This window comes from Salinibacterium sp. SWN248 (assembly GCF_015864575.1).
Classification (GTDB): domain Bacteria; phylum Actinomycetota; class Actinomycetes; order Actinomycetales; family Microbacteriaceae; genus Rhodoglobus.
In genome coordinates this window covers 862,496-881,884 of record NZ_JADYWW010000001.1, presented here as the reverse complement: position 1 = coordinate 881,884, position 19,389 = coordinate 862,496, and the positions used below count along the sequence as shown (strand labels likewise).

General features: G+C 62.3%; 19 protein-coding genes. 10 read left to right on the top strand and 9 right to left on the bottom strand.

Annotation, left to right across the window (positions count from 1 at the left end):
• Positions 1 to 287: 287 nt before the first annotated feature.
• From I6E73_RS04125 to I6E73_RS04110, 4 genes are all read left to right on the top strand, one after another.
• Positions 288 to 881, top strand: coding sequence for an SRPBCC family protein (locus I6E73_RS04125; RefSeq protein ID WP_197123305.1), 594 nt, complete (start codon positions 288 to 290; stop codon positions 879 to 881).
• Positions 878 to 1,552: a DUF4166 domain-containing protein gene (locus I6E73_RS04120; protein WP_197123303.1), complete on the top strand. Its 675-nt coding sequence runs from the start codon at positions 878 to 880 to the stop codon at positions 1,550 to 1,552. The genes I6E73_RS04125 and I6E73_RS04120 overlap by 4 nt, the downstream gene beginning before the upstream one ends.
• A 78-nt stretch (positions 1,553 to 1,630) precedes the next feature.
• Entirely contained in the window at positions 1,631 to 2,236 is a 606-nt protein-coding gene (locus I6E73_RS04115; protein WP_197123301.1) for a helix-turn-helix domain-containing protein, read from the top strand.
• Positions 2,229 to 3,116 (top strand): DMT family transporter, encoded by an 888-nt coding sequence (locus I6E73_RS04110; protein ID WP_197123299.1) that lies wholly within the window; start codon positions 2,229 to 2,231, stop codon positions 3,114 to 3,116. The genes I6E73_RS04115 and I6E73_RS04110 overlap by 8 nt, the downstream gene beginning before the upstream one ends.
• 105 nt (positions 3,117 to 3,221) lie before the next feature.
• Here the strand turns inward: I6E73_RS04110 and sucD are convergent, their stop codons facing one another.
• Positions 3,222 to 4,109, bottom strand: a complete 888-nt coding sequence (gene sucD / locus I6E73_RS04105) for a succinate--CoA ligase subunit alpha (protein ID WP_197123297.1) — start codon at positions 4,107 to 4,109, stop codon at positions 3,222 to 3,224.
• 10 nt (positions 4,110 to 4,119) lie between these two features.
• Positions 4,120 to 5,289: an ADP-forming succinate--CoA ligase subunit beta gene (gene sucC, locus I6E73_RS04100; RefSeq protein ID WP_129073528.1), complete on the bottom strand. Its 1,170-nt coding sequence runs from the start codon at positions 5,287 to 5,289 to the stop codon at positions 4,120 to 4,122.
• A gap of 189 nt (positions 5,290 to 5,478) precedes the next feature.
• Here sucC and I6E73_RS04095 point away from each other — a divergent pair, with 189 nt between their 5' ends.
• The 3 genes from I6E73_RS04095 (at position 5,479) to I6E73_RS04085 (ending at position 8,029) form a co-directional block, all read left to right on the top strand.
• Positions 5,479 to 6,258: an oxygenase MpaB family protein gene (locus I6E73_RS04095; protein WP_197123295.1), complete on the top strand. Its 780-nt coding sequence runs from the start codon at positions 5,479 to 5,481 to the stop codon at positions 6,256 to 6,258.
• A 50-nt stretch (positions 6,259 to 6,308) separates the two neighbouring features.
• Complete coding sequence (locus I6E73_RS04090; protein WP_307784218.1) at positions 6,309 to 7,172, top strand: helix-turn-helix transcriptional regulator; 864 nt, start codon at positions 6,309 to 6,311, stop codon at positions 7,170 to 7,172.
• A 92-nt stretch (positions 7,173 to 7,264) separates the two neighbouring features.
• The gene (locus I6E73_RS04085) at positions 7,265 to 8,029 is read left to right on the top strand and encodes a nuclear transport factor 2 family protein (protein WP_197123293.1); all 765 of its coding nucleotides are present in this window, start codon (positions 7,265 to 7,267) and stop codon (positions 8,027 to 8,029) included.
• Positions 8,030 to 8,068: 39 nt separating this feature from the next.
• On the opposite strand, the gene I6E73_RS04080 is transcribed toward I6E73_RS04085, so the two are convergent.
• The 3 genes from I6E73_RS04080 to I6E73_RS04070 are packed head-to-tail and all read right to left on the bottom strand — an operon-like array spanning position 8,069 to position 12,953.
• On the bottom strand, positions 8,069 to 9,481 hold the full coding sequence (locus tag I6E73_RS04080; RefSeq protein ID WP_197125120.1) for an RNB domain-containing ribonuclease: 1,413 nt from the start codon (positions 9,479 to 9,481) through the stop codon (positions 8,069 to 8,071).
• Between the two features lie 52 nt (positions 9,482 to 9,533).
• The gene (locus I6E73_RS04075) at positions 9,534 to 11,939 is read right to left on the bottom strand and encodes an ATP-dependent helicase (RefSeq protein WP_197123291.1); all 2,406 of its coding nucleotides are present in this window, start codon (positions 11,937 to 11,939) and stop codon (positions 9,534 to 9,536) included.
• Positions 11,940 to 11,951: 12 nt separating this feature from the next.
• A complete protein-coding gene (locus I6E73_RS04070) occupies positions 11,952 to 12,953 on the bottom strand; it encodes a glycerophosphodiester phosphodiesterase family protein (RefSeq protein WP_197123289.1) in 1,002 nt (333 codons plus the stop codon).
• A gap of 45 nt (positions 12,954 to 12,998) precedes the next feature.
• Here I6E73_RS04070 and I6E73_RS04065 point away from each other — a divergent pair, with 45 nt between their 5' ends.
• The 3 genes from I6E73_RS04065 to I6E73_RS04055 all read left to right on the top strand — a co-directional run bounded on the left by I6E73_RS04065 (position 12,999) and on the right by I6E73_RS04055 (position 14,701).
• On the top strand, positions 12,999 to 13,319 hold the full coding sequence (locus tag I6E73_RS04065; RefSeq protein WP_197106396.1) for a DUF4190 domain-containing protein: 321 nt from the start codon (positions 12,999 to 13,001) through the stop codon (positions 13,317 to 13,319).
• Positions 13,320 to 13,407: 88 nt separating this feature from the next.
• Positions 13,408 to 13,818: a hypothetical protein gene (locus I6E73_RS04060; protein WP_231599646.1), complete on the top strand. Its 411-nt coding sequence runs from the start codon at positions 13,408 to 13,410 to the stop codon at positions 13,816 to 13,818.
• Positions 13,819 to 13,897: 79 nt separating this feature from the next.
• Positions 13,898 to 14,701, top strand: coding sequence for a Bax inhibitor-1/YccA family protein (locus I6E73_RS04055; protein WP_197109503.1), 804 nt, complete (start codon positions 13,898 to 13,900; stop codon positions 14,699 to 14,701).
• Between the two features lie 75 nt (positions 14,702 to 14,776).
• Here the strand turns inward: I6E73_RS04055 and guaA are convergent, their stop codons facing one another.
• The 4 genes from guaA to I6E73_RS04035 are packed head-to-tail and all read right to left on the bottom strand — an operon-like array spanning position 14,777 to position 19,368.
• Positions 14,777 to 16,372, bottom strand: coding sequence for a glutamine-hydrolyzing GMP synthase (gene guaA, locus I6E73_RS04050; protein ID WP_197123287.1), 1,596 nt, complete (start codon positions 16,370 to 16,372; stop codon positions 14,777 to 14,779).
• The gene (locus tag I6E73_RS04045) at positions 16,369 to 16,827 is read right to left on the bottom strand and encodes a DUF3817 domain-containing protein (protein WP_197106400.1); all 459 of its coding nucleotides are present in this window, start codon (positions 16,825 to 16,827) and stop codon (positions 16,369 to 16,371) included. Before I6E73_RS04045 ends, guaA begins: the two co-directional genes overlap by 4 nt.
• 4 nt (positions 16,828 to 16,831) lie before the next feature.
• Complete coding sequence (locus I6E73_RS04040) at positions 16,832 to 17,644, bottom strand: SURF1 family cytochrome oxidase biogenesis protein (RefSeq protein ID WP_307784217.1); 813 nt, start codon at positions 17,642 to 17,644, stop codon at positions 16,832 to 16,834.
• The gene (locus tag I6E73_RS04035; RefSeq protein WP_197123285.1) at positions 17,641 to 19,368 is read right to left on the bottom strand and encodes a glycerol-3-phosphate dehydrogenase/oxidase; all 1,728 of its coding nucleotides are present in this window, start codon (positions 19,366 to 19,368) and stop codon (positions 17,641 to 17,643) included. The genes I6E73_RS04040 and I6E73_RS04035 overlap by 4 nt, the downstream gene beginning before the upstream one ends.
• Between the last annotated feature and the right edge of the window lie 21 nt (positions 19,369 to 19,389).

The window sequence follows — 19,389 nt, the reverse complement described above, 5'->3', positions numbered from 1 at the left end:
TTTCCTATTCTTCGTTGAATGGGACTTGCTTATGTGACGTACACACGCTGATCACGGCGTGTTTGCAAAGCTGGTGGTCGGGCACTCACCAAGAGCTACTATATGCGCGGTCTACCCTTAAACGGGGGGTGCCTTAGGGGTGATTGTTGCTCAAACGTGACACATTGTCCGCTCTTTGGGGGACGCGCTCGCAGGCCCCTCGAGCGACTCGCGACGCAACAAGAAAACGCACGAAGAAAACTCATTCCCGCCACGCGCATCCGCAAATCCTCACTCATACTGGGGAGATGAAGCGTTCGCCGATTTACGTCGAGATCGACATTGCGGCGGACATCGACACAGTGTGGCACCTCACGCAAAACACGGACGCTCACGCCCGATGGGATTTGCGCTTCAGCAGCATCATTCGGGCTGACGCGCTCAACGCTGGCGGGTATCGCTTTCGCTATGAACGCCGGATGCCCTTCCACACGATTGTGGGAACGGGAACTACCCGCGGCGAGCTTACGAGACCAGACGGCACTCGCACGTCTGCTCTGAGGTTCACCACGAGCGACCGCCTCTCCCCGCTGGGAGATGGCCGCGGGTACTGGCGCTATATTCCGATCCCCGGCGGAACGCGCTTCATCACCGGCTATGACTACGAGCCGGCCTGGGGCGCTGTTCTTGATCGCATTCTCATACGCCGGTTTGTGGGCTGGATGACTGCGTGGAGTTTCGACAGTCTGCGGTTGTGGGCCGAAAGCGACATCGAGCCGCACTCACCGCTGGCCTTCTGGAAGCCGGGGCGCCCTCGAGCCAGACGGTGCCGCCGCACTCCGCGCCACGGCCGAGCGATGGACGACGCTCCGGCGACCCTAGCCACTGTGGAGACACCATGACGTCGATGTTCGCGACCGTTCTCGGCGATGACTTCTCGCGCCTGCACCCCATGCTGCAGAAACGCTTCGGCGTGAGCTTGGAGAGCGGCTACGCAGCGGTCGGAACTGGCACGATGTCGCGCATCCGCCGCGGCCCGTGGTGGACGGTTCCGTTTCTGTGGATCGGGTGGTTTCGCAACATCCTGACGCCGGATGTTGGCGAGAACGTGCCCTTTCGCATCGAGAACTACCCGTACCGCGACCCCTTCGGCCGGGAGACTGTGACCTTCGTGCGCGAGTACATGGTGCGGACGAAACCGACGCGGTTCGACGCGACGATGATCCTGAACACGGCCGGCGACCGCATCATCGACTACCTCGGAACGCACCAGCATCTTGCGGTCGATCTGAATCTCGAGGTCACCGCTGACGGTTCTCTGCATTTGAGGTCGGATGCCCAACGCTTCTATGAGGGCCCGATTGCGTTCCGCTTCCCGATGCTCTTCAGCGGCCGCGCTGAGCTCACGGAATCCTTCGACGCTGAGACCAATGAGTTCGTGATCGCCCTCGAAATTCACAACCGCACCTTCGGCTTCCTTTTCGGCTATGCAGGCCGCTTCATGTGCGAGTTCCCCTCAGCGACCGACGCCCCCGAGCGGCTCAAGCCCGTGCGACACGAGCGGCGCGAGTAGCAGCAGGGCGCTCATCCGCAGGGCGCATTGGGCACACGTGTTTGCTTGAATGCACTATCAGTGCACTATGCTGCACTCATGGATGAACCCACCCAACTGCTCGCGCGAACCATCGGCGCCCGCGTCAAGAACGAGCGCCACGCGAGCACGCTGACACTCGACCAACTCGCCGAGAAGTCGGGAGTAAGCCGCCGGATGCTGGTCAACGTTGAGCAGGGCGCAGCGAACCCCAGCGTCGGCACCCTGCTTCGCCTCAGCGAAGCCCTCGGCGTGAGTCTGCCCGCCCTCGTAGAGCCGCCCACCGCCCAGAAGGCGAAGGTTACGCGCGCCGGTGCTGGCGCAGCCCTCTGGACGGGAGAGAACGGTGGCCGCGGCATCCTGCTCACCTCCAGCAACATCCCCGAAGCTCTGGAACTGTGGGAGTGGACCTTCATGCCCGGCGAATCACATTCGAGCGAACCGCACAGCACAGGCACTCAAGAACTGCTGCACCTGCTCGAGGGTGAAATCACGATGACCGTGGCCGCCGAGACGTTCGTGCTCGGTACGGGTGATTCGATGGCATTCGCTGGCGACGAAAACCACGCCTACGAAAACACGAGCGGCAAGCCTGCCCGCTTCGTTTTGTCCGTGCTCGAACCAGGTATTGGCGCATCATCCCGAGCGGATCACTCCCATGCGTAGCGCGCGCGAGCCGCTCCCCGCGTGGTCGATGGCGGTGGCCGCCATGATGATGATCCAACTGAGCTCCGCCTTTTCGGTGGGGCTCATCGAGCAAGTCGGCGCGAGCGGAACCGCGTGGCTGCGGTTGGCACTCGGCGGCCTCATTTTCTTGATCATTGCCCGGCCGCAGGTGCGTCGCATCCGCCGTCAAGATGTCGGGCCCCTTCTCGGGCTGGGTGTCGCCAGCGCCGTCATGTCTGTCGCTTTTCTGTCAGCGCTCGAACACATCCCGCTCGGCACCGCCGTGGCCATCGAGTTCTTGGGGCCGCTCGCGGTCGCCGCGATTCGAAGCGGGAGTTCCCGGATGCTCGCCTGGCCCGCCTTGGCGCTGGTCGGCGTTGTGCTGCTCACCGAACCGTGGGAGGGCGAAACGAATCTCATCGGCGTCGGTTTCGCACTGCTCGCCGGAGCCGGCTGGGGAACCTACATTCTGCTCACCCAAAAAGTCGGCGATCGCTTCACAGGAATCAGCTCACTCGCGATGACGATCCCCATCGCCGCCCTCATCACCACCTTCGTGGGAGCGCCCCAGGTCATCCCTGACTTCGACTGGCGCGTGCTGCCCATCGCCCTCGGCCTGGCCCTGCTCTCCCCCGTCGTGCCTTTCGTGCTTGAACTGCTCGCGCTACGCCGGATGACCCACACCGCGTTCGGAACGCTCATGTCCCTCGAACCAGCCTTCGGAGTACTCATCGGCCTGATCGTGCTGCACCAGATTCCATCCTTCGTGCAGTGGATCGGAATCGGCCTCGTTGTGCTCGCCGGAGCTGCGGCTCAACGCAGCGGCACTCGCGCGCCGGCTCCTGCAGCCGCCGAGCTCGATCCCGCACCGCACGCCTAGCGCGCGGTGTGCGATCACCCGCACTCGACTGCGCACGATCGCTTAAACGACAAACGCCGCTCGTCACGAGGACGAGCGGCGTTTGAGCGCAGCTAAAAGCTGGTGCTACAGAGTTTCGAGAATTTCGCGCATGAGCTTGGCTGCTTCAGACGGCGTCTTGCCGACCTTCACGCCTGCAGCTTCAAGAGCTTCCTTCTTGGCCTGAGCGGTTCCGGCCGAGCCAGAAACGATCGCACCGGCGTGACCCATGGTCTTGCCCTCGGGTGCCGTGAAGCCCGCAACGTAGCCCACAACGGGCTTCGTGACGTTGGCCTTGATGTAGTCAGCGGCACGCTCTTCAGCGTCGCCACCAATCTCACCAATCATGACGATTGCCTTGGTCTCGGGGTCCGCCTCGAACGCGGCAAGAGCGTCGATGTGCGTCGTGCCGATGATGGGGTCGCCACCAATACCGATAGCGGTCGAGAATCCGAGGTCACGGAGTTCGTACATCATCTGGTACGTGAGCGTTCCCGACTTGGAGACGAGACCAATCGGGCCCTTGCCGGTGATGTTCGCGGGCGTGATGCCGACGAGTGCTTCACCGGGCGTGATGATGCCGGGGCAGTTCGGACCAATGATGCGGGTCTTGTTGCCCTTCTCCTGGGCGTAAGCCCAGAACTCGGCAGAGTCACCGACGGGAACACCCTCGGTGATGATGACGAGCAGCGGCATCTCAGCGTCGATAGCTTCGATAACGGCATCCTTGGTGAAGGCCGGAGGAACGAAAGCGATCGAAACATCCGCCCCCGTCTTTTCCATGGCTTCAGCAACAGTGCCGAATACGGGCAGCTCAACGTCGCCGTGGGTGACGGTGGTGCCAGCCTTGCGGGCGTTGACACCGCCAACGACCTGGGTGCCAGCAGCGAGCATGAGGGCGGTGTGCTTGGTGCCCTCACCGCCGGTGATGCCCTGAACGATGACTTTGGAGTCCTTGTTGAGGAAAATTGACATGCTCGGTTCCTTACTTCGCGGCGTTGGCGAGTTCGGCAGCCTTGTCGGCGCCCTCGTCCATAGAGGCGGCTAGCGTCACGAGGGGGTGGTTCGCTTCAGCAAGAATCGCGCGACCCTCCTCGACCTTGTTGCCGTCGAGACGAACAACGAGAGGCTTGTTGGCGGAGTCACCGAGCTCGGCGAGCGCACCCACGATTCCGTGAGCAACAGCGTCACACGCGGTGATTCCACCGAAGACGTTGACGAACACGCTCTTGACCTGAGGGTCGTTGAGAATGACGTCAAGGCCGGCGGCCATGACAGCAGCGGATGCTCCGCCACCGATGTCGAGGAAGTTGGCGGGTTTCACGTTGCCGTGGTTTTCGCCAGCGTAAGCAACAACATCCAGCGTCGACATGACGAGGCCGGCACCGTTACCGATGACACCCACTTCACCGTCGAGCTTGACGTAGTTGAGGCCGTTGGCCTTAGCCTTCGCCTCGAGGGGGTCAGCAGCGTCAGCATCTTCGAGCTCGGCGTGCGAGGGGTGACGGAAGTCCGCGTTCTCGTCGATCGAGACCTTGCCGTCGAGGGCAACAATGTCGCCGTCTTCGGTGATCACGAGAGGGTTGACCTCAACGAGAGTGGCGTCTTCGCCCTTGTACACGTCGTAGAGCTTCACGAAGACAGGGGCAACCTTTTCGACGAGCTCTGCGGAGAATCCAGCAGCGGTCGCGATTTCGGTGGCCTTGGCGAGGTCGATACCCGTGAGCGGGTTGACCTCGATCTTGGCGAGAGCCTCGGGGCGCTCAACAGCAAGCACCTCAATTTCCACTCCACCTTCAACGCTGCACAGCGAAAGGTAGGAGCGGTTTGCTCGGTCGAGCAGCACGGAGAAGTAGAACTCCTGCGCGATGCGAGCACCGGCAGCAATCATTACTCGCTTGACCGTGTGGCCGTTAATATCGAGACCAAGGATCTGCTCGGCTGCGGCGTAAGCGTCGTCGGCGTTGTGAACAACCTTGACTCCACCTGCCTTGCCGCGACCGCCGGTCTTGACCTGAGCCTTGACTACAACGGTTCCACCGATTTTCTCGGCTGCTGCTTTGGCTTCTTCTGGGGTGTCGGCAATCAGGCCGGCAAGTACTGGTACGCCATACGACTCAAATACATCTCTGGCCTGGTACTCATATAGATCCACGCTGCTCATTCCAATCCGCGCGTAATGGTGAGTGGGGAAGGCGGCGAATCGGTGCCAAATTGGTCGGCTCCATGAGTCGCGCGCCAATAGAAAACCTTACCGTGCCTAACGTTGTGGGTTTTCCGATAGCGGGCTGTACAGGGCGAAAGATCAGCAAATCTTGTGTTTGCACACTCCTAAACTGGCTTCATGCCTGCATCCGCCCCTCTCAGAATTGCGGATGTCTCTGCCGACGTCGCTCTGCTGGCTGGCGGCGGGGCGGCCATCCTGTTGCAAATCGCGCACCCCGCTGTGGGCCAGGCAGTCGCCGAGCACAGCGACTTTGCGCGGAGCCCCTTGGATCGCCTCAACGGCACCCTCACGTATCTCTACGTCACCGTTTATGGAACCCCAGCCGAGGCTGCCGAGGTTGCACGGCGGGTGGGCGCGGCTCACCGACCGGTGCGAGCCGACAGCTACGACGCCCGCGATCCGCAGCTGCAGTTGTGGGTTGCCGCCACCCTGTACGACACCGCGATGCGCGTGCGTGAGCTCGTGTTCGGGCGGCTGCGCGACGTGGATGCCGAAACCCTGCTCGCCGACTACGCCGTGATCGCGACCGCGCTGGGCGTTCCCCGCGCGCTGTGGCCTGCCGACCGCGCGGCCTTCGCCGCGTACTGGAACGAGAGCGTGGCCTCGTTGCGCGTCACGGACGCGAGCCAACGAGTTGCCCAGCAGCTGCTGCATCCGACCGGCGGACCCTGGTGGTTACGCGCCTCAATGCCGCTCGTGCGAGTACTGACCGCGGGGCTCCTGAGCGCTGAGCTGTGCGAGGCGTATGCGCTCCCCCATCACCCGAGACGCTTCAACCGGATCATGCGGGTCACGCGGGCGATGTACCCACACCTTCCCCGCTGGGTGCGCTTCGCAGCGCAGCGGCGGTATCTGGCGTCGTTCCGGCGATCGCTGGCGAGCGGCGGCGGCCGCTGACCGGCGCCGCGGCACGATCACCCGCGACTCCTGCCCGCTACCATCAGCGTGTGGCCACTATTGACGACGAGCGCGACGAGACCGTACTGCCGGTCGACTTCGCGAGCGAGCACGGTCACGCTCTGCCCATCGAGGTGCTCGACTACGCGGCGCTCGTGGAACGCATGGGGCCAGCGTATTTCGAACGCGCGCAGCGGCCTTCCTTCGAACTCATGATCGTTATCCGCAGCGGCAGCGGTTCCCACACCGTCGACTTTCAGACGGTCGCCCTGCATCCCGGACGCGTGCTGTTCGTGCGCGCCGGCCAGGTGCAGCAGTGGCACGTTGAGAACGATCTCAGCGCCAGCGTGGTCGTGGCATCACCCACCGCCACGAGAGCCGCGGCGTGGCTCCCCGGCGATCCCGCTCACGCCGACCTCGGCGAGAACTCGCTCACCACCGCGCTCGATCTTGTCGCCGCAATCGAGCGAGAACAGCAGCGATTCACGGCCAACGAGCACTCCGTCGCCCTGCTCACCGCACTGTTCTCTGCACTCGTCGCTCTCTATCAGCGCGCGAGCAGCGAACCCGGCCGTGGCGCTCTCCCCCACGCCTACCTCGCCTTTCGTGCCGCCCTCGAACGCGATCTCACCCGCAGCCGCAACGTTCGCGACTACGTCACCGGCCTCGGCTATTCCGAACGCACCGTCAGCCGCGCCTGCCAAACGGTCACGGGCCTCACGGCCAAAGCGCTGCTGGATGAGCGGCTCATGCTCGAGGCGAAACGACTGTTGGCGCACACCGACGGCACCGTGGCCTCCATCTCGACGGCGCTCGGCTTCAGCGAACCCACCAACTTCACGAAGTTCTTCGAGCGCGTGATCGGCACCTCGCCCGCAGAGTTTCGGCGCAGCCTTGTCCACTTTGCACCATAAGCAGTCGCGGTCGCACCTGTGCTCGCGTCTCGCTGCGCGGGAGGCTTGAAATGCGCAATCGCGCCCCCTCACCTCGCCGCTAGGAGCATTCCATGGGACAACGACTCGACAACGTCACGGGCCTCTATCTTGAAGGTATCCGCGACGGCAATTTCGTCACCGCGATCAACAGCTACGCGGGCCAGCGCTATACGCAGCACTCCACGCCCGTGCGCGACGGTCGCGAAGGCTTCATCGAATTCTTCGAAGACTTCACGACCCGCAACCCCATCCGCGACATCGAGATCGTTCGCGGCTTCGAAGATGGGCACTTCGTTTTCATCCAGGCCCGCCAGAAGCTCAACAACGGCGAATTCACCTATGTGACCGCCGACATTTTCGACACCGACGACGATGCCAAGCTAATCGAGCACTGGGACATGATCGCCGAAGTCGAGCCCACGAGCGTGAGCGGCCGCACGCCGTTTGATGGCCCAACCGAAGTAACCGATCTCGACAAAACCGAGGTCAACAAACGGCTCGTCTTCGAATACGTGACGAAGGTTTTGGTCGAGGGCGACGGTACCCTCGCCGCTTCATTTGTGCACCCCGATCTCGCCCAGCACGACTCACTCATCGCCGACGGCCGCGACGCTTACTTTGCGTTTGCCGATGCACACGCAGTGCGTTACCAGCAGATTCACAATCTCATCGGGTCGGGAAACTTCGTTGCCGTTCTCGCGGCGGCCCATAAAGACGGAATCGCGCAAGCCCTGATCGACCTCTACCGCGTCGAGAACGGCCTCATCGTCGAGCACTGGGTAGTCTCCGAGGAAATCACCGACCCGAGCACTTGGGTGAACTCCGGCAAATTCTAACGGGGCTGCCGCTGCCGCATCCGCCTCAGCGGAAACGCTCTAAAAGAGTTCGAACTCGATCGTTCCCGTCGCAATCTCGGCAGAAACGAGTCGAACGCGCACCGTGTCTCCGGCAGAAACCGCGCCGGAGATGCGGGCCGTGATCACGGGCTCTGCGATCTGGATGACACCACCGTCGCCGCGCTCAGAGACCACCGTGGCCTCGAACTCGTCTCCCACTCGCGGCCGCAACAGCGCCGCTTCGATCACGTCGACCGAAGCGCGCTCAAACTGCGACGCGAGCTGACTCGTGCGGCCCATGATTTTGGGCAGTTGTGGAAGCGCTTCGCGAACCCACTTCGGAACATCTCGGCCAGCAACGATCGCTTCACAGGCCACGAGCACGAAGCGGTCGACGAGTCGACGCAGCGGTGCTGTCGCGTGGGCGTAGGGCGCCGCTACAGCGGCCTGGATGGTGTCTTCGGGCAGTTCGCCGTCGAAGGGCGTGTAGCCCGCTCCACGGAACAGCGAGGTGGCGGCGTGGGTTGCCGCGAGGGCGCGAGGGTCGGAGTGGTCGAGAGTGCGCAGGTACTCGCCATAGTTCTGGTTCTCGGGCCACGGGCATCCGAGACTCGCCACTTGACGGCGGAACTGCTCGAGCGTCTCGTCATCGGGCGCGGGCATCGTGCGCAGAATGCCGACTTTGCCCTCGAGCATGATGCGAGCGGCTTCCATGCCGGTCATGAGCGAGACGTGAGCGTTGTAGTCCTCGATCGGCAGCGATGCTTGACGCTCGATCACATACTGGCCATCAACGACAGCCACTTCTTCGTCGGGACGGTTGAGGCTTGCTCCCCCGCGCTGACGTTCCAGCTCGGTGCGCAGGCGCCCAAACTCGGGCAGCAGCGAGAGTGATTCGTCCGCGCGGTCGTTGTCGAGCAACTCTTGCACTTCGACATAGTTGAACTGGCGACGGTTGCGCACTTGCGCACGCACGAGAGTTGTCGCGATGACCTCGCCCGCGGCATCCAAGTCGAAGGTCCACACGAAAGCGGGTCGCGTCGCACCAGCCAGCAGTGACGCGGCATCTTCGCTGATGATCGTCGGATGCAACGGCACCCGGTCGTCGGGGCCGTAGAGAGTTTGGCCGCGCTTGCGAGCTTCGGCATCAACGACGGAACCGGGCAGCACAAAGGCGGGCACTTCAGCGATGGCGTACATCACGCGCAGCGTCTCGCCGGTGCGTTCGAGGTAGAGCGCCTGATCGAGATCGGTCGCGCCCTCGGGGTCAATCGTCACGAACGGGATGCCGGTGAGGTCTAGCTCGGGCGGCTCAAATGCCGCGACGGCAGCGTCGGCGGCCTCTTCAACCTCGGCGCTGAACTCGGTGGGCAATTCGAGATCCACGCGCACCGCCGCGAGCGCCTTCGCTAGCTCATCGCCCGTGTCGAGGGGTCGCAGTCGCGGCACCACGAGCCGTGGCTCCCCGTGCCGTGGGCTGCCAGAGTTCGCCGTTACTTCAGAATCAAAGTTTCTCAATGGGAGCAATCTTGATCAGCAGGCGCTTTCGACCTGCGGTGTCGAACTGAACGTCAGCGATGCTCTTAGGGCCAGCGCCCGTGACTTGATTCACGGTTCCGTCACCAAAATCAGTGTGGCGGATGCGGTCGCCCGCCGCCAGTGTGAGGTCACCGTTGTCGCGCACGGTTGCCGTGATGGGGCTGGCCCACTCGGTCTTGGCGCGCGGCGGTGCCGGAGGGAGTCCACCGGATGCCGCCTGCCGCAGCGAGCCGGCCCACGAGCCTCCGCCACCGCTGCCGTCGCGGCGAGCGTTGAGCGCACGGGACTGGGTTCCACCGCGCGAGTTCGCCATTCCGGGTGATTGCTTCCACTCGATGAGGTCGGCGGGAATCTCTTGCAGGTAGCGGCTCGGCATCGCCACGTTGACCTCGCCGAACTGGGCGCGAGTCATGGCGAGCGAGAGAAAGAGTCGCTTGCGGGCACGCGTGATGCCGACATAGAACAGTCGACGCTCTTCGGCTGGCCCGCCAGGTTCGTTCGCCGACATGCGGTGCGGCAGCAGGTCTTCTTCGACGCCGGTGAGGAACACCGAGTCGTACTCGAGGCCCTTCGCGGTGTGCAGCGTCATGAGCGACACGGTTCCGCTGGAGTCATCCAGATCATCGGCCGCCGCCACGAGAGAAACCTCGGTGAGGAAGTCGAGCAGGGTGCCGTCGGGGTTGTTCTTGCCAAACTCCTTCGTCACCGCCACGAGCTCGTCAACGTTCTCGGCGCGAGCTTCGTCTTGGGGGTCTTGCGAGGCACGCAGTGCCGTCAGGTAACCCGAGCGCTCAAGCAACTCGGTCAAAATGTCGGCGGGCTTGGATGTCTCCACCTTCGCCATCACTTCGTCGAGCACCGCAGCCAGACCGACGATCGCTTTCGTGACCTTAGGGCCAAGGCCGAGCTCGGAGGCATTGCGCATCGCATCGCGCAAGGTCATTCCCCGGTCATCCGCCCACGCCTGAAGCGCCGCTTCGGTCGCCGGGCCGATGCCTCGCTTCGGGGTATTCATGATGCGACGCAGAGCCAGCGGATCGGCCGGGTTGGCGACCGCAATCAGATAGCCGAAGGAATCCTTGATTTCCGCGCGCTCATAGAATTTGGTGCCGCCGAGCACTCGGTACGGCAACGCTGCGCGAATGAAGATCTCTTCCAGCGCACGCGTCTGCGAGTTGGTTCGATAGAAGACGGCGACGTCTTTATACGCGACGCCCTGATCGTGCAGCTTCTGAATCTCGTCAGCCACAAACTGGGCTTCGTCATGACCCGAGTAACCGGTGAAGCCCACGATCTTGTCGCCAGCGCCCACGGTCGTGAAGAGCTTCTTGTCTTTGCGATCGAAGTTGTGGGAGATGACCGCATTGGCGGCATCCAAAATCGTCTGAGTCGAGCGGTAGTTCTGCTCAAGCAAGATCACGGTCGAGTTCGGAAAGTCGCGCTCGAATTCCACAATGTTGCGGATGTCGGCCCCGCGGAACGCATAAATCGACTGGTCGCTGTCGCCGACCACCGTCAGCGACGCGGCATCCGCCTCGCTGCTGGAACCGGCAATGAGCACGCCAGGCGAGGTCTCAAATTGCTCGGGAGCCGGAGGCCGCGTCAGCTCGCGGATGAGCGAATACTGCGCGTGGTTGGTGTCCTGGTATTCATCGACAAGGATGTGCTTGAAGCGGCGTTGGTAGGTAGCCGCGATCTGCGGGAAGGCCCGAAACAGGTACACGGTCTGCCCGATGAGGTCATCAAAGTCGAAGGCGTTGGCGTCGCTGAGGCCGCGAGTGTAGCGACGGAAGACCTCAAGGAATTTCTTCTCTGTCGGGTCGCTCAGGTTGGCATCCCGCGCGAAACCGTCGACGTCGGTTAGCTCATTCTTGAGCTGCGAAATGCGGTTCGCAGCTTTGCTGACCGTGAGGCCGAACATATCGGCATCGAGTTCTTTGAGAATCCGCTTGAGCAGGGCTTTGCTGTCGGCCGAGTCGTAGATCGTGAAGTTCTTGGAGAATCCGAAGGCTTCAGCTTCGCGCCGCAGAATGCGCACGCAGGCGGAGTGGAACGTGGAGATCCACATTCCCTCAGCGGTGTTGCCGACGATGGCACCTACGCGCTCCCGCATTTCGGCGGCCGCCTTGTTGGTGAAGGTGATGGCGAGAATCTGGCTCGGCCAGGCTTCTCCCGAACGCAACAGCCCGGCAATGCGCCGCGTCAGAACGCTCGTCTTGCCCGAGCCAGCACCCGCCACGATCAGCAGCGAAGGCCCGCGGTATTCAACAGCCTCCCGTTGACGCGGATTGAGTCCGTCGAGCAGAGGGTCGCTAATGGAATCCCCGTCGTCAGAACGGCCAGGGTCGTGAGGGTCAAGAGCAGTCGTCATGGCCCCTCGACTCTACCCGCGCGCGGTGACGGCGAGGTCGGGTTGATCAGCGAAGACGCCGTCGAGACCGGAATCAAGGAGCATCCGAAACTCTGCTCGCCAGTCACCGTGTTGTTCTGGCTGCTTACTTGAGCGCAAATTCTTGGACAAGAAACGGTTTTCGGCCCGCAGCGTCCAACAAAAGACGAGAAGTCCGGCCGCATGGGCGCGCTCGACGAGATCGTTGGTGCCGGTGAGATTACCGGCGAGGTCTTTCACCATCAGCATCTTCTTATCGACGCTGATTCCGTCGACTTCGCGGGCCAACTGTGCAAGCCCGTCGTCGCTGAGGTGATCGGCATAACTCCGCGCTTTCGAGCCGAAGCGGGCGATCAGATCAGAGGGTGCGCCACTCGACTCGAGCAAGAACACGAGCTGGCCAGGAACCCCACGATCCCGGATGCTGTGCAGCACACTCTGCTCAAAAGACTCAATGATCAGATTGTCGGCTGTCGCCCACCCGCTCACGTCGCGAGCGAAGAGTTCGTCGAGCGGCAACCCGATTGACGCAAAGTAACTCGCGTGCTTAATCTCGGCCACGATCTTCAGCGGGCGACGCTCAGCCTCCGGATGCTGATCCACAATCTCGAGCAGGTCAGCCAATCGCAGAATGGGCGAGGCATCGTTGTGGGCGGTACTCGCTTGTCGCACCTCGGGCAGCCGCTCGCGAGCCCGCAGCGTGCTCAGTTCCTCCCACGTGAAGTCTTCAGTAAACCAGCCCGTCATCGCTGTGCCGTCGATGGTCTTAGACGTGCGGCGGTCCGCGAACTCCGGATGCTCCGCCACGTTCGTTGTGCCCGAAATCTCGTTCTCGTGGCGCAACACCAGCACGCCATCCCTCGTCGCCACAATGTCGGGTTCGACAGCATCCGCCCCGAGGGTGAATGCGAGCTCGTAGGCGGCTCGAGTGTGCTCTGGGCGGTATCCGCTTGCCCCGCGGTGCCCGATCACAAGCGGGCGAATGGTGGTGCTCATTGGCTCAAGAATATGCGTTTCGCGACCAACCACTAATATTTAGATATGCCCGAGTGTTCGTCATGCGCTGCAACAGTGCAACCGGAGTGGAAGTTCTGCATTTATTGCGGAGAACCCACGTCCGCTGATGCTGCGCGCCCGGCCCCTCTGGCGGCGAAACGAACAAGCCCTCTGGCGATTCTCGCGCTCATCTTGGCCGCGATTGGCGGGCCTCCCGCACTGATCTTCGGCCACTTAGCCCTTCGCCAGATCAAAGAGACGGGCGAACGCGGCAAAGCCATGGCGATCATTGCCACCGCTCTTGGCTACGTGTGGCTAGTCGTGTGGGCGATTCTGTTGTACTCGCTGCTCACCAATGGCCGCTAAGCCACCGACACCGAGACGGTTCCGGGAACCAACCCGGCGCCTTCCGCTGAAGTGGGGTCACTACGCTGACCGTTATTACGCGGGGTTAGTGCTCATCATCGCGGGCGCAATGCATCTGCAGGGCGCCAACAATTACACGCTCATCATTTTGCTCATCGGCACCACATCGACGGTCGTCGGGTACTCGATCATGCCCGCCAAAGGCTGGCGACGGATGATCGTGGCCCTGCCCGCCGTCACCCAAATCTGGCTCATGCTCACGGGCCCCATGTCGATGTGGACCCTCGTGATTCCGCTGCTGTGCTGGCTCATCGTGCGACACCGGCCGCTCATCTCGTATCTCGCGCTTGCCCTCCCGATTGCCAACGGCATCATCCTGCCGCGGTTCTATCAGGAGTACTCGCAGATGCCTCAGGCACTCGCCATTTCGTTCGTCGTTCTCGTGGCGGCAGCCTGGCTTGCTCGGCTGATCGCTGTCAGCGCAGCCTCCCGGCGCTAAAACGCGGCATTTCTCAGCGAACTCCGGTAGTTTTAAGGGTGCGTCACAAACGTGTGACACCACACCAACCAGAGGAATCATGGCACTCAATAACCCCGCTTTCTCCCGCGATGCTGCATTTAGCTCGCGCGGCGGAATCGCCGTCGCGAACCAGGTATCCAACCAAAAACTTAACGACATGTACAACCGTGAGTCGGCTCCCGACTCCGGCGATGTCATGACCGTCGAAGACACCATCGCTAAGACCGTAGGGGCCTTCGCGCTTCTGCTCGTCGGCGCCGCCATCGGCTGGATTGCCGACATGCCACTGTTGTGGATGGGCGCTGGTCTCGTGGGCTTCGTACTCGCCCTCGTCAACATCTTCAAGAAGCAGCCCTCCGGCGCCCTCGTCCTTGCCTACTCGGCGGTCGAAGGTGTGTTCGTTGGTGGCATCTCGCGTTTCTACGAGAACGCCTATAGCGGAGTCGTCACCCAGGCCGTCATTGCGACGATCGTCGTTGTCGGCGTCACGCTCGCACTCTTCGCGAGCGGCAAGATTCGTGCATCCAAGAAGGCCACCAAGGTCTTCCTCATCGCGATGGTCGGTTACATGGTCTTCGCGCTCGTGAACATGGTCATGATGCTCACCGGAGCGACCGACGACGCCTTCGGCCTCCGCAGCGCGGAAATCCCCATCCTCGGTATTCCGTTCGGTGCCGTTCTCGGTGTGCTCGTCGTCATCATGGCGGCGTACTCGCTCGTGCTCGACTTCGACTTCATCCAGAAGGGTGCCGCCAACGGCGCACCCCGCGCCTTCGGCTGGAAGGGCACCTTCGGCATCATGATCACCGTCGTGTGGCTGTACCTCGAGCTGCTGCGCTTCTTCGCGATCCTTCGCGACTAGCGCCACCGTCTCGCAACGACAAAGCCCCCGTCACTTCGGCAGTAGCCGAGTGACGGGGGCTTTGTCGTTAAAGCGCTATTCCCACTCGATGGTTCCTGGCGGCTTCGACGTGACGTCGAGAACCACGCGGTTAACCCCATCCACCTCGTTGGTGATGCGGTTAGAAATCTTGGCGAGTACGTCGTACGGAAGTCGAGTCCAGTCGGCGGTCATCGCGTCTTCCGACGACACCGGGCGAAGCACGATCGGGTGACCGTAAGTACGACCGTCGCCCTGCACACCCACTGAACGAACGTCGGCGAGAAGAACTACGGGGCACTGCCAAATCGTGTCATCAAGACCAGCAGCGGTGAGCTCGGCGCGAGCGATCGCGTCGGCCTTGCGCAGCAGCTCAAGACGGTCGTGTGTGACTTCACCGATGATGCGGATGCCGAGGCCGGGGCCAGGGAACGGCTGGCGGCCAACAATGACCTCCGGCAATCCCAGCTCGCGACCGATCGCACGCACCTCATCCTTGAACAGGGTGCGCAGCGGTTCCACGAGAGCAAACTGCAAGTCTTCGGGGAGACCGCCAACGTTGTGGTGGCTCTTGATGTTGGCGGTGCCGGTTCCTCCGCCACTTTCCACAACATCCGGGTACAGCGTTCCCTGCACCAAGAACTTCACGGTGTCTTCGCCGTCCTTGCTCTCGAGCACGAGTGCTTCGGCAGCATTCTCAAAGCTGCGGATGAACTCGCGGCCGATGATCTTGCGCTTCGTCTCGGGGTCAGTGACTCCGGCGAGAGCATCCATGAACTGGTCAACGGCATCAACGGTGACGAGTCGCACACCGGTCGAGGCGACGTAGTCCTCTTCAACCTGACGACGCTCATCCTGACGCAGCAGACCGTGGTCAACAAAGATGCAGACGAGTTGGTCGCCAACAGCCTTGTGCACGATCGCGGCTGCGACAGCGGAATCGACTCCGCCAGAAAGACCACAAATGACCTTGGCCGAACCGACCTGTTCACGAATACGGTCGACCTGCTCAGCGATTACGTTGCCGCTGTTCCAGTCGGCGGGGATGCCCGCAGCGTCGTGCAAGAAGTTTTCGAGCAGGTCTTGACCGTGCGTCGAGTGCTTGACCTCGGGGTGCCACTGAACGCCATACAACCCGCGCTCAACGCTGGAGAACGCGGCAACCGGAGTCGCTTCGCTGCTCGCCAACACGGCGAACCCTTCCGGAGCTTCAGTGACGGCATCGCCGTGACTCATCCACACCGTTTGCTCCGACGGCTGGTCGCCCAAGAGGTTTCCGCCACCGCCCTGAACAGTCATGTCGGTAGCGCCGTATTCGCGCAGCCCCGTCTTTGCGACAGTGCCACCGAGCTGACGGGCCATCACCTGGAAGCCGTAGCAAATACCAAAAACAGGAACACCCAGCTTGAGGATGCCAGGGTCAAGGTCGGGCGAGCCAGGCTCGTAAACGCTTGAGGGGCCACCGCTCAGCACGATGCCGGCCGGGTTCTTGGCCGCGATCTCTTCAGCGGTGATGGTGTGAGGAACAATCTCGCTGTACACGTTGGCTTCGCGAACGCGACGTGCGATCAATTGCGCGTACTGGGCGCCAAAGTCGACGACGAGTACGGGGCGAGCATTCGTGTCTGCGGATGTGGCCGTGGAGTCGGTCATGCAGTTGCCTTTGCGGAGTCAGCGCCGGCCGCTTTCGCAGCTGCAGCGGATTCGAGGGTCGCGATCTTCGTCTCAACGAGTCGCGGTACCTGACGTTCGAGGAAGAACGACAGAAAAGGGATGACACCACCGAGGGCGATGTAAAGGAAGCGCAGGAACGAGTAACGCGTGAGACGCCACAGGATGAAGTCTGCGGCGACATAGAAGACGTAAAGCCAGCCGTGAACGATGAGGATGATCGTCGATACGTTGATGCCCTGTACGAGCTCTTTTGGCGTGAGCGTCAAGAAAGCGGAAGGGCCGTTCAGCTCGATGTCGCCGCCGAGTCCGTAGCGAAAGATCATCATGAGGCACAGCACAAGCAGGAAGGTACCGGTGACGATCGACGACACCTTGTAGAACGAAAGAGTGCGTCGAATGCTGGGAATATCTGAAAGCCGGGGACCGAGAGCCATGGCTCTAGTCTACGGCCGCGTCAGAGCTGCGAGCTTCGCGCTCCTCTTCCCACACATCCCGCACAAGGCGGAACCAAAGGAAGACGGCGAATCCCGCGAACACTACCCATTCAACGGCGTAGAACACGTTGAGCAGGTTGAGCGAAACCTCGGTCGATGGCGGGGGCGAATCAATCGTCTCGAGACCCGCGGGAGCATCGAAGCTGATGACATATCCGCCGTAGGTTCCCGCCGGAACCTCTGACCACAGGTTCACGAGTTCAGAGACAGCGAGTGCGCTGCGCTCCCCCTCTTCAAAGTCAGACTGTTGGGGCGACTCGGTTGGCAGCAGCCTTCCGGTGATCGTCACCGTGGTCGCCATCGTGTCCAAATCAGCGACAGCGGATGCCGCAGCATCCGCCGACTCGGCCCAGCCCAACGCGATGGCGATACTCGCACCGCTCGGTTCAACTCCATGAGCGACGACCCAGTAGCCCATTCCTTGGCTGTCGTTGTTGCGGTCGGAGAGGATGACGTAGTCGCCCGCAATGAGCTCAGCCGTGAGCGTGACCGTTTGACCTGTCGTGAGGTACGACAGCGGCTCTTGGGCGGTAGCAACCGAATCGAGTTCGACGACGCTCTCGCTCTGCTGCTCGGTGATCTCGCCGCCCTCGAGGCTGCGGCTGAGCTGCCACTGGCCGAGGGCTGCGAAACTGGCGGCAATAGCGAGAGCCAAGACGAGGGCGCCGATCCAGCGCGGTCGACGCGCGATTTCCCACATCGTCGCTGGCTCAGTGTTGGGGGCTGGCGTGCTCAGGGGGGAATTGCTCGTACTCACTCGCTAACAATATCTGGTGCCGCGAGGCGAACCCTGTCAGCCGACTCGTCGTCGGGCTGCTTTTGGCTCGCCAATTCTGCGTCGACCCGTTGTAGGTAGCGCTCAACTTCCGTCTGAGTACGGGCTTTATCCCACCCCAGCACACCAGCCATGAGTTCTGCCGCGACGGGCGCGGCGGAGACTCCGCGATCCCATGCCTCAATCGATATACGTGTGCGGCGAGCGAGCACGTCGTCGAGGTGAAGCGCGCCTTCGGCACTCGTGGCATACACGATCTCGGCTGCGATGTAGTCGTCTGCACCGGGGAGCGCTTCGGCCAGACTTGGCGTCGCGCGCACAAGCTCAAGCACCTCGGTGGCGAGCACACCGTAGCGGTTGAGAAGATGTTCAACGCGCGACTTGTGCACGTCGTAGTTGCGCGCGAGGGCGGCGCGCTTGTTCCACGCAGCTCGGTAGCCCTCGGCTCCGAGCAGTGCGACCTCTTCGGTGATGCTCGGCGAAATCTTGCCGTCGAGAGCGTCGACCGCGGCATCCACAGCGTCCTTGGCCATGATGCGGTAGGTCGTCCACTTGCCACCGGCGACAACAACGAGACCGGGAACGCTGTGGGCGACAATGTGTTCGCGGCTGAGCTTTGACGTGAGGTCTGACTCCCCCGCGAGCAGCGGGCGGAGGCCAGCATAGACACCTTCGACATCATCACGGGTTAGCGGAACGGCCAGTACTTTATTGACATGCGCCAGCAAATAGTCGATATCGGCCGCCGTGGCAGCGGGATGCGCTTTGTCGAGATCCCAGTCAGTGTCGGTGGTGCCGATGAGCCAATGACGGCCCCACGGAATGACAAAGAGCACGCTCTTTTCGGTGCGCAGCAGCAGCCCCAGCTTCGATTGGAAACGATCGCGCGGCACCACGAGGTGCACCCCTTTGGACGCTCGCACCTTGAACTGGCCACGCGTACCGACCATCGCCTGAGTGTCATCGGTCCACACGCCGGTGGCGTTGACAACCTGCTTGGCGCGAATCTCAAACTTCTCGCCCGTCTCAAGATCGTGCGCCAGCACACCGACAACACGCTCGCCGACCTTGACAAAATCTTCGACCCGAACACGGTTCGCAACGTGAGCGCCATAGAAGCTCGCGGTGCGCGCGAGCGTCGATACATAGCGGGCGTCATCGACTTGAGCGTCGTAGTACGTAAGTCCGCCGCGGAAGGCATCAGCGCGCAAGCTCAGCGCCGCCCGCAGCATCTGGCCGCGCGTCAGGTGACGGTGATGAGGCACTCCGGGAGGTCGCCCACCCGTGTAACTCAGAAGATCGTAGAGCAACATTCCGGCACCGATATATAGCCGCTCAAAGACCGGCTTCGTCACGGGGTAAAGAAACCGCACCGGTTTCACCAGATGAGGAGCAAGCCGCTGTAGCAGCAGTCCACGCTCCTTGAGCGCTTCACGCACCAGCCGAAAATCAAGCTGTTCCAGATACCGGATGCCGCCGTGCACGAGCTTCGAGGACCGGCTCGACGTGCCTGAGGCCCAGTCACGCGCCTCAACCATGCCGACGTTGAGGCCGCGCGTCACGGCATCCAAGGCGCTGCCCGTGCCGACGATGCCGCCACCGATCACGAGGATGTCGAGTTCAGTGTCGCGCAGCGCCGCAATGGCTGCTGTTCGTTGCTCAGCGCTCAGCGGTGCTGTCGGGGCAATCGATCGAGGCTTGACCATTGTTTTCCTCCAGCGCCAGTT

Bases quoted from the DNA above. Each gene is read 5' to 3' on its own strand.
- I6E73_RS04095 (WP_197123295.1), top strand. From the start codon at position 5,479: ATGCCTGCATCCGCCCCTCTCAGAATTGCGGATGTCTCTGCCGACGTC.
- I6E73_RS04110 (WP_197123299.1), top strand. From the start codon at position 2,229: ATGCGTAGCGCGCGCGAGCCGCTCCCCGCGTGGTCGATGGCGGTGGCC.
- guaA (WP_197123287.1), bottom strand. From the start codon at position 16,372: ATGACCGACTCCACGGCCACATCCGCAGACACGAATGCTCGCCCCGTA.
- I6E73_RS04075 (WP_197123291.1), bottom strand. From the start codon at position 11,939: ATGACGACTGCTCTTGACCCTCACGACCCTGGCCGTTCTGACGACGGG.
- I6E73_RS04035 (WP_197123285.1), bottom strand. From the start codon at position 19,368: ATGGTCAAGCCTCGATCGATTGCCCCGACAGCACCGCTGAGCGCTGAG.
- I6E73_RS04120 (WP_197123303.1), top strand. From the start codon at position 878: ATGACGTCGATGTTCGCGACCGTTCTCGGCGATGACTTCTCGCGCCTG.
- I6E73_RS04085 (WP_197123293.1), top strand. From the start codon at position 7,265: ATGGGACAACGACTCGACAACGTCACGGGCCTCTATCTTGAAGGTATC.
- sucD (WP_197123297.1), bottom strand. From the start codon at position 4,109: ATGTCAATTTTCCTCAACAAGGACTCCAAAGTCATCGTTCAGGGCATC.
- I6E73_RS04055 (WP_197109503.1), top strand. From the start codon at position 13,898: ATGGCACTCAATAACCCCGCTTTCTCCCGCGATGCTGCATTTAGCTCG.
- I6E73_RS04070 (WP_197123289.1), bottom strand. From the start codon at position 12,953: ATGAGCACCACCATTCGCCCGCTTGTGATCGGGCACCGCGGGGCAAGC.
- I6E73_RS04115 (WP_197123301.1), top strand. From the start codon at position 1,631: ATGGATGAACCCACCCAACTGCTCGCGCGAACCATCGGCGCCCGCGTC.
- I6E73_RS04125 (WP_197123305.1), top strand. From the start codon at position 288: ATGAAGCGTTCGCCGATTTACGTCGAGATCGACATTGCGGCGGACATC.
- I6E73_RS04065 (WP_197106396.1), top strand. From the start codon at position 12,999: ATGCCCGAGTGTTCGTCATGCGCTGCAACAGTGCAACCGGAGTGGAAG.
- I6E73_RS04045 (WP_197106400.1), bottom strand. From the start codon at position 16,827: ATGGCTCTCGGTCCCCGGCTTTCAGATATTCCCAGCATTCGACGCACT.